Source organism: Bacteroides sp., from assembly GCA_036351255.1.
Lineage (GTDB): Bacteria > Bacteroidota > Bacteroidia > Bacteroidales > UBA7960 > UBA7960.
On sequence record JAZBOS010000146.1, the window covers coordinates 1 to 7,327 of the forward strand.

Genomic DNA, 7,327 nt, shown 5'->3' on the forward strand with positions numbered 1-7,327 from the left:
ATGAACATCCTGCCCTCTCCAGGTTTGAAAAGCGCTGGCCTAAATCCCAATTATTTATTTCTCTTTCCGGTTTATTTTCCCATAAATTGCCCTGTTATCAAAACTGCAGGGTCAACGGGATAACCAAAAAGCCTCAGCCTTCCAGGTTCTTGCCCCCGAGCCTGAACAGTTACCGCATGCGAGGGTACCCTCCTCTCCTTGCGTTAACTAATGCGTGGATTTTCTTCAAAAGAAAGGATTGAAACGTTTCAAAGCAGGTTTAGCATCATAAATAAAACGTAAATGACACGTATTTAAAACGTAGTTTAAACGAAGTTTAAACGTGCGTGTACGTCTGAACTACGTCTAAACTACGTGTTAACTACGTCTTAACTACGTCTGAACTCTGAAGCTGAATAGCCCCGGATATCATGTTGAACAGGCTTCAGAAAAAACATGCCTTGAATCAGTTGGGCTATTGTGGACATCGGGCAGGAAAAAAAGCATCGCTAAATAAAAAGCTGCGTTTCCCTTCTGTAGTTTGGGTTCTGCCTATAGGATCAAATTCAATGACAGCAAGGGATAGCCCAAAGAAAAATTCGGGTTAAACTAAAAGGGCCTTGCATTGTTAAATAATTAAACAAACCCATTTAAATAGTTCAATCCATTAAAATCTATAAATTATGAGTTTTTATTTCAGCACAAAGATGAAAAACACCTCCTACGAGGACGCGATCTTACTGGTCACAGAAGAACTGAAGAAAGAAGGTTTTGGGGTGTTGACCCAGATTGATGTGAAAGACACGCTGAAGAAACGGATTGATAAAGATATCCGCCCTTACATCATCCTTGGTGCCTGTAACCCCCAATTTGCGCACCAGGGCTTGCAGGTTGAGCCGAAACTTGGTGCTTTTCTTCCCTGCAACGTGGTGGTGGAAGTGCTCGAGGACGGAGAGGTGGAGGTTTCGATGGTCGATCCTGTGGCTATGGTTTCCCCGGTAAAGAATGAGGAACTTGATCAATTTGCGTTAGAGATCCGCGAACGGGTAAAGCGAATCATTGAAGGCACGGCCCGCCGGGTTTCATAAAGGGGCACCCCTCAGGCTGGCAGCACGTAGAAGAAAATGGAGAAGAAGTGACAAATGGCGCCCGCCAGGACAAAGAGGTGCCAGATGACGTGGTTGAAGCGGTTTTTGCGCCTCAGGTAGAAAATGATTCCCAGGCTGTAAGCCAGTCCCCCAGCCAGAAGCCACCACAATCCGCCTGCAGGGACAGTTTGCAGCAAAGGCTTGATAGCAATTATAATAATCCAGCCCATGGCCAGATAGATCATGGTGCCCACAAAGCGCATCTTGTGAGTGTAAAAAAACAGTTTAAAGATCACCCCGGCAATGGCCAGCCCCCAAATGATCCCGAAAATGGTCCAGCCCCAGGGCCCGCGCATCGATACCAGGGTAAAGGGTGTATAGGTGCCCGCGATCAGGATAAATATTGACGAATGGTCCAGCACATTGAGGTGCTCCTTGATGCGCTTGTTTTGAAAGCTATGGTAAAGGGTCGAGGCGGTGAACATCAGGATGAGGCTGAAGCCATAAACTGAAAAACTCACGATTTTCCAGGCATCGGGCTTATGCAGGCTGGCAAAAACCACCAGCAACACAAGGGCTGCAATGCCCAGCAAGATGCCGATGCCATGGGTGATGCTGTTCAGAATTTCATGAAGATAAAGGACCCAGCGTCTGCGTTCCATAAAAGAATTTCCTTCCTGTAAAAGATTATCCAAAAGTAGGCAAACTATAAGGACTTTTGCCCTGCTGTTTCCGATTATTGCCCAAAATCATCTATTTTTACAAACGTTCTGAGGTTCATTCTCATATTCAACACAACAAAAAATGCTGGAAGATTTCTCTGTTTCGCGCGACTATGCAATGTCACTGGACCGCCAGGATTCCCTGTCACATTTCCGCAAACGGTTTTACCTGCCCGAAAACATCATTTATATGGATGGTAACTCCCTGGGCTTGCTTTCGGAAGATGCCGAGCACTCCATGCTGCGGGTGCTGAATGAATGGAAGACACTGGGCATCCGTGGCTGGCTCGAGGGGCAAAGGCCCTGGTTCTACTTCGGGGAACAGTTGGGTGAAATGGCCGAAGGCTTGGTGGGCGCTGAAGCAGGCGAGCTGGTGTTTACCGGAACCACCACGGTGAATATCCATGCGCTGATCAGCACATTTTACCAGCCTGAAGGGAAGCGCAGCAAGATCCTGGCCGATGAGCTGAATTTCCCTTCTGACCTTTATGCACTGCAAGGACAGATCAAAATGAAAGGCTTGGATCCTGCTGAAGAACTATTGCTGGTCCGCAGCAAGGATGGTCGCACCCTCGATGAGGAATCCATCGTCGAAATGATGACAGATGAAGTGGCCTTGGTATACCTGCCTTCGGTGCTGTTTGCCAGCGGACAGTTGCTCGATATGGAATACCTGACGCGTGCAGCCCACGAAAGAGGTATCCCCATTGGATGGGATTGCAGCCATTCGGCCGGTACGGTGCCACATCATTTCAGCCAGTGGGAGGTTGATTTCGCCACGTTCTGCAGTTACAAATACCTGAACGGAGGGCCGGGCAGTGCAGCATTCCTTTATGTCAACAAAAACCACTTTCATCGCGATCCCCTGATGGCCGGGTGGTTTGGTTTTGTAAAGGAAAGACAATTTGATTTGTCGCTGCAGTTTGAACCAGCCCATCATGCCGGGGGTTGGCAGATTTCCTCACCGGGCGTGCTGGGATCGTCTACCATGGAGGGGGCGTTGCAAATCACACTGGAAGCTGGCATTGAAAACATCCGGGAAAAATCGTTAAAGCTAACCACTTACTTCATGAAGTTGGTGGAAGCCCGCCTGAGCCAGGCGCCTTTTCATTTTTCCATTGCCACGCCAACCGAGGCCAGTCGACGGGGCGGGCACATTGCCCTGACGCATCCCACCGAAGCCCTGCGCATTAACGAGGCCCTCAAAGCCCGGGGCATCATCCCCGATTTCCGGCCGCCTGACATCATTCGCATTGCACCAATTGCCCTCTACAATTCTTTTGAAGATGTTTGGATGGTAACCGAAGCTCTGCGGGAAATCCTTGAAAAACGGGAGTTTGAACGCTTTGAAAGTAACAGGAAAGCAATTAGTTAAAAAAAAATAACGATCCCGGGTCGCAGGTGTAGCTTTGAAAGAAAATAAGCAGTACTTTTACGGCGCATTTAATTTTTAATCAAACCTTTTAAAATGAACATTTTCGTAGGAAGCCTTCCTTTCCGTTTGGAAGAAACAGAATTGAAGGATTTATTTGAGGAGTATGGTGAAGTGAGCTCAGCAAAAATTATCACCGACAAGCTTACCGGTCGCAGCAAGGGTTTTGGCTTTGTTGAAATGTCCGATGATGAAGAAGCCAAACAAGCCATTGAGGCGCTGAATGGTTCGGAAATCATGGGCCGCAGCATTGTGGTCAATGAGGCAGAGGAAAGAAAAGAGCGTGGCGAACGCAGAGGTGGTTTTGGTGGTGGCCGTGGCCGTGGTGGTTACCAGGGTGGCGATAATCGCAGGTCGTATTAAGCTTAAACCTCACTGCAGCTTTTGGATTTTGTAAGAAACGATTTATTTTTATAAACACCTCTTCTTAAGATTCCAGGCGCGCAACACCAATTGAAAAGAAGCTGTTCCGAATAAGGGACAGCTTCTTTTTTTTTGACCCGTAACTATGGGAAAAAATGCCCTGAAAAGATTGATATCCATAATTATCTATAAGTATTTATACGGTTGTTTATATTAGAAAAGGTACGTCTGAACCACAGCATAAAAATTAAGGGAATTAGCTGATTGATTTACAGCAACAATATCATTAACTTCATTATACCAGTGAAGCGGAAGCTCGTTTTCCATCACCAGGGTTCCGGGAAAGACCCGGAATAAATCGTTCAATCATTTCAAAAAAATCAGACATGAAGTTAAAAAACAAGGTGTGGTCAATGGCTATGATGCTGCTGCTTCCAACTATTCCTGTAAGTTCACAGCAAGTATTGCAAGGCAGCCTCACAATGTGGGATAAGGGAGAAGCCAAAATTGCCTTTTATGACATGATCACCGGCGATATGACCGAGTTGGGGCAGGTGGATGAAGCCGGAAAACTGGAGATCGTGCTTTCAGAGAATTATCCCGCTGAAGTTAGGGCTATGGCCGAGGAGGCCCAAAAAAACGCCCCGGAAGGTTGGAAAATACGGAAAAATACTGTGACCTCTGCTTTCAGTTGTGGTTCAGATGAACTAACGGTCAGCAATGGTGAGGCGGAGGTAATGGGTCTGCCAGAATTGGGCCTGGCGAATTCCTATGGGGATCCTGTTTACGGCGTGCTTATGCCTGCCAGCAACAGACAGGTGGCCGACTGGCTGTATTCTTACGGGGAAAAGGACCCCAACCCTGGATATTATGTTCGCTGGTATTATGTAGAGGAAACAGCTTCGGTAAAAGGGAAATGTGTCGTGGACTATTATACCGGGCATGAGGAGGAATTCTTTACGGAAGAGATCGTGATGGACCTGGATCTGACAGAAGGCTGGAACATAATAAAAACCGAGATATCCAGGGTTTTCACCGATCAGAGCGGGAAGATTCACCCCGCCACTTTTGTTCATACTCGGATCACCGAACTTCCCGCAGATCTGCAGTGGTTTGCCATGGAAAGTGCTTATTAAAGCAAGTCCGCTGAACTGAGATAATCCATTTTACAATCTTTTAGCCTTATTGAAAACTGAAAAAAGGAAACCAGATGAAAACAATTACAGTATCCGTAATGGTCGTATTGTTCCTGGGCCTCTCTTCTACCGGGCTGCAGGCACAGCGTGGCATCCTCAGGGATCTGCGCGACCGAACCATCGACAAGGCGGTCGATAAGGTCATCGACCGCACATCAGAACAACTGGCCGAGCAGATGGCCAATGCCATTATGAGCATCCTGACGCCTAACCTGGAGAAAATGATGGAAGGCTCAGGGAACACCTTTGACCCGGCCCTGCTGCCGGATCAATACACCTTTGATTACCTCTACCAGATGAAGGTCACCAGCCAGGAAGGCGAGATGGTGATCGACTATTACCTGAGCAAGGATAATCCCAACCACGTAGGCGTTGAATTCGGCTCGGGGACCGAAATGTTTATGGTAATCGACGGGGAGCTTCAGGCCACCGTGACTTATATGACCATTGGCGATAAGCTCCATGCCACGGCAATGGAAAATATGGTGCCTGAGGAGGAAGAGGAGGAAAACCTGGATCGCCTGGAGGACTTTTCCATTACTGAGGTACCATCGAAGGAATTCCTTGGCTACAACTGCCTGGGCAGAAAGATGGAAGATGAAAGCTACGAATTCCTCATGTATATTGCCCCCAATATGGAAGCGCATATGGGCAGCCTGTTCGCCCCCAGCAACCAGGAGAAGTCATCTGCCCTGGAAGCCTACGGACAGCAATTTGCAAACGGACTGATGATGTATATGGAAATCACCGACAAAAAAGGAAGCCCCGGAAGCAATATGGACGGCACCATGGAATGCATTGCTTATGAACCCCAAGCACGCACGATAACGAACAGGGATTACCTTTTCGGCCAGGGAATGAGATCATCAACCAGCCGCTAAGGACTTATCTGTTCAAATAGCAAGAAGAAAAAGGGAGTCACCCGGTTAAAAGTTCCGGGTGGTTCCTTTTTTTATGAATAGGACATAATAGTGTAATTATTTTATTTGTTCGTCGCCTTTTTTCTTTAATTAATCAACATACTCTTAGGCTGATATGCTAAAGTTTTATGGCACTAATGACCTGTGGGAAGTATCCCTGTTAAATGACGTGTTCAGAAAAGGAGTGTTTTCTATTTAGGCATTTTGATACCTAATTAATTGACTTGCTGGACAATTTAAACATTCGTTTAGGTATAAATACTAATATATAACTATGTATATTTAAGTATTATCCCTTGGAATAAATTTAAGGGATTTTCCAAATTGTTTTAAGATTTTTTTGTGATTAAATTCAATTAACTGAACGCTTTTAATCGTTCATAGAATTTTTTCTACAAACCAAATTTTGACCGGAATGAAAAAAAATCGACTTTTAAAACAGTATTTTCTCCTTGCATTGATAAGCATAGGGCTGTTCGCTGGTTGGGGCAACCAAATCCAGGCGCAGGAAAAAGCTTATCCTCAGGATACACTTGAAGAGCGTAGTGATTTTGAACAGGCCTTAATGGCACCAGACCTTGAAAGGAAAGGCCAGGCATACTACGAAGCCAAATTCACTTCCCGGATAAGCGCTGGCGACCAGAAGCCTGTCAATGATCAGGGCTTGAAGGCTGGGGTTACGCTTGTTGTAACCAACACCAATGACTCAGGAGAAGGTTCGTTGCGTTGGGCCATCCAGCAGGCCAATGCGACACCAGACCTGGACATCATTGAATTCAACATCCCGGGCAGCGGACCTCATTATATTCAACCGCTCGACCGGCTGGGATACATTAATAACCCCATCATCATCGATGGCGCCACCCAGCCAGGTTGGACTGCCGGGGCTCCTGTAATCGTTCTTGATGGAAGTTTGACTCCCGACGGGCAGGAAGGCTTCCGGCTGTATGACAATGCTAACGGAAGTGAGATCCGCGGGCTGGTGATCGGGGGTTTTGACCGGCCAATCCCACAGGGTCAACCCCAGGCGGGTTACAATGGTTTTGCCATTGTGATTGAAACCGACAACAACATAATCCAGGGCAACTTCCTTGGGATCGCCCCGGATGGTATCACGCCTTTCTCCAACATGCGCGGGGTGCAGATCATGAATAGTTCGAATAACCTGGTAGGTGGAATCACCGCTGCAGAGCGCAACATCATTTCAGGGAACCTGGCCATTGGGGTAGCAGTTTTTGGCAATGAAGTGCGGCCGGGTCCAAATTCCCTGAACAATATTATCTCCGGTAATTATTTTGGAACCGATGTAACGGGTACTGTTGGAGTTGGCAACAATGTCAATATCCAGGTTTCGGAAGGGGCCCTGAATACATTGGTTGGGGGGACCCTTGCGTCGCAGCGTAACATTATCAGCGGGGCCACAGGAAGCAGCGGGCGAGGAATCGTAATTGCATCAAGCCCAACCCAAAACACCCAGATCAAAGGCAATTTCATTGGAACGGATGTCACCGGCACAGCTGCCATCCCCAATGCCTATCAGGGGATCAATTTGCTCCAGGGTGCCAACCAGACCATTATTGGGGGCACTGAAACGGGAGCACAAAACATCATCTCCGGAAACGGCTCC

General features: G+C 47.2%; 7 protein-coding genes. 6 read left to right on the plus strand and 1 reads right to left on the minus strand.

Annotation, left to right across the window (positions count from 1 at the left end):
• Positions 1-662: 662 nt before the first annotated feature.
• A complete protein-coding gene (locus V2I46_14050) occupies positions 663-1,067 on the plus strand; it encodes a DUF302 domain-containing protein (GenBank protein ID MEE4178623.1) in 405 nt (134 codons plus the stop codon).
• Positions 1,068-1,078: 11 nt separating this feature from the next.
• Here the strand turns inward: V2I46_14050 and V2I46_14055 are convergent, their stop codons facing one another.
• A complete protein-coding gene (locus tag V2I46_14055) occupies positions 1,079-1,729 on the minus strand; it encodes a hemolysin III family protein (protein ID MEE4178624.1) in 651 nt (216 codons plus the stop codon).
• Positions 1,730-1,871: 142 nt separating this feature from the next.
• On the opposite strand from V2I46_14055, the gene kynU reads away from it, so the two are divergent.
• The 5 genes from kynU to V2I46_14080 all read left to right on the plus strand — a co-directional run.
• Positions 1,872-3,164, plus strand: a complete 1,293-nt coding sequence (gene kynU, locus V2I46_14060) for a kynureninase (protein MEE4178625.1) — start codon at positions 1,872-1,874, stop codon at positions 3,162-3,164.
• 93 nt (positions 3,165-3,257) lie between these two features.
• A complete protein-coding gene (locus V2I46_14065) occupies positions 3,258-3,584 on the plus strand; it encodes an RNA-binding protein (protein ID MEE4178626.1) in 327 nt (108 codons plus the stop codon).
• Positions 3,585-3,970: 386 nt separating this feature from the next.
• Complete coding sequence (locus V2I46_14070) at positions 3,971-4,720, plus strand: hypothetical protein (protein ID MEE4178627.1); 750 nt, start codon at positions 3,971-3,973, stop codon at positions 4,718-4,720.
• A gap of 74 nt (positions 4,721-4,794) precedes the next feature.
• Positions 4,795-5,661: a hypothetical protein gene (locus V2I46_14075; GenBank protein MEE4178628.1), complete on the plus strand. Its 867-nt coding sequence runs from the start codon at positions 4,795-4,797 to the stop codon at positions 5,659-5,661.
• Positions 5,662-6,115: 454 nt separating this feature from the next.
• A partial coding sequence (locus V2I46_14080; protein MEE4178629.1) for a hypothetical protein occupies positions 6,116-7,327 on the plus strand: 1,212 nt, incomplete at its 3' end.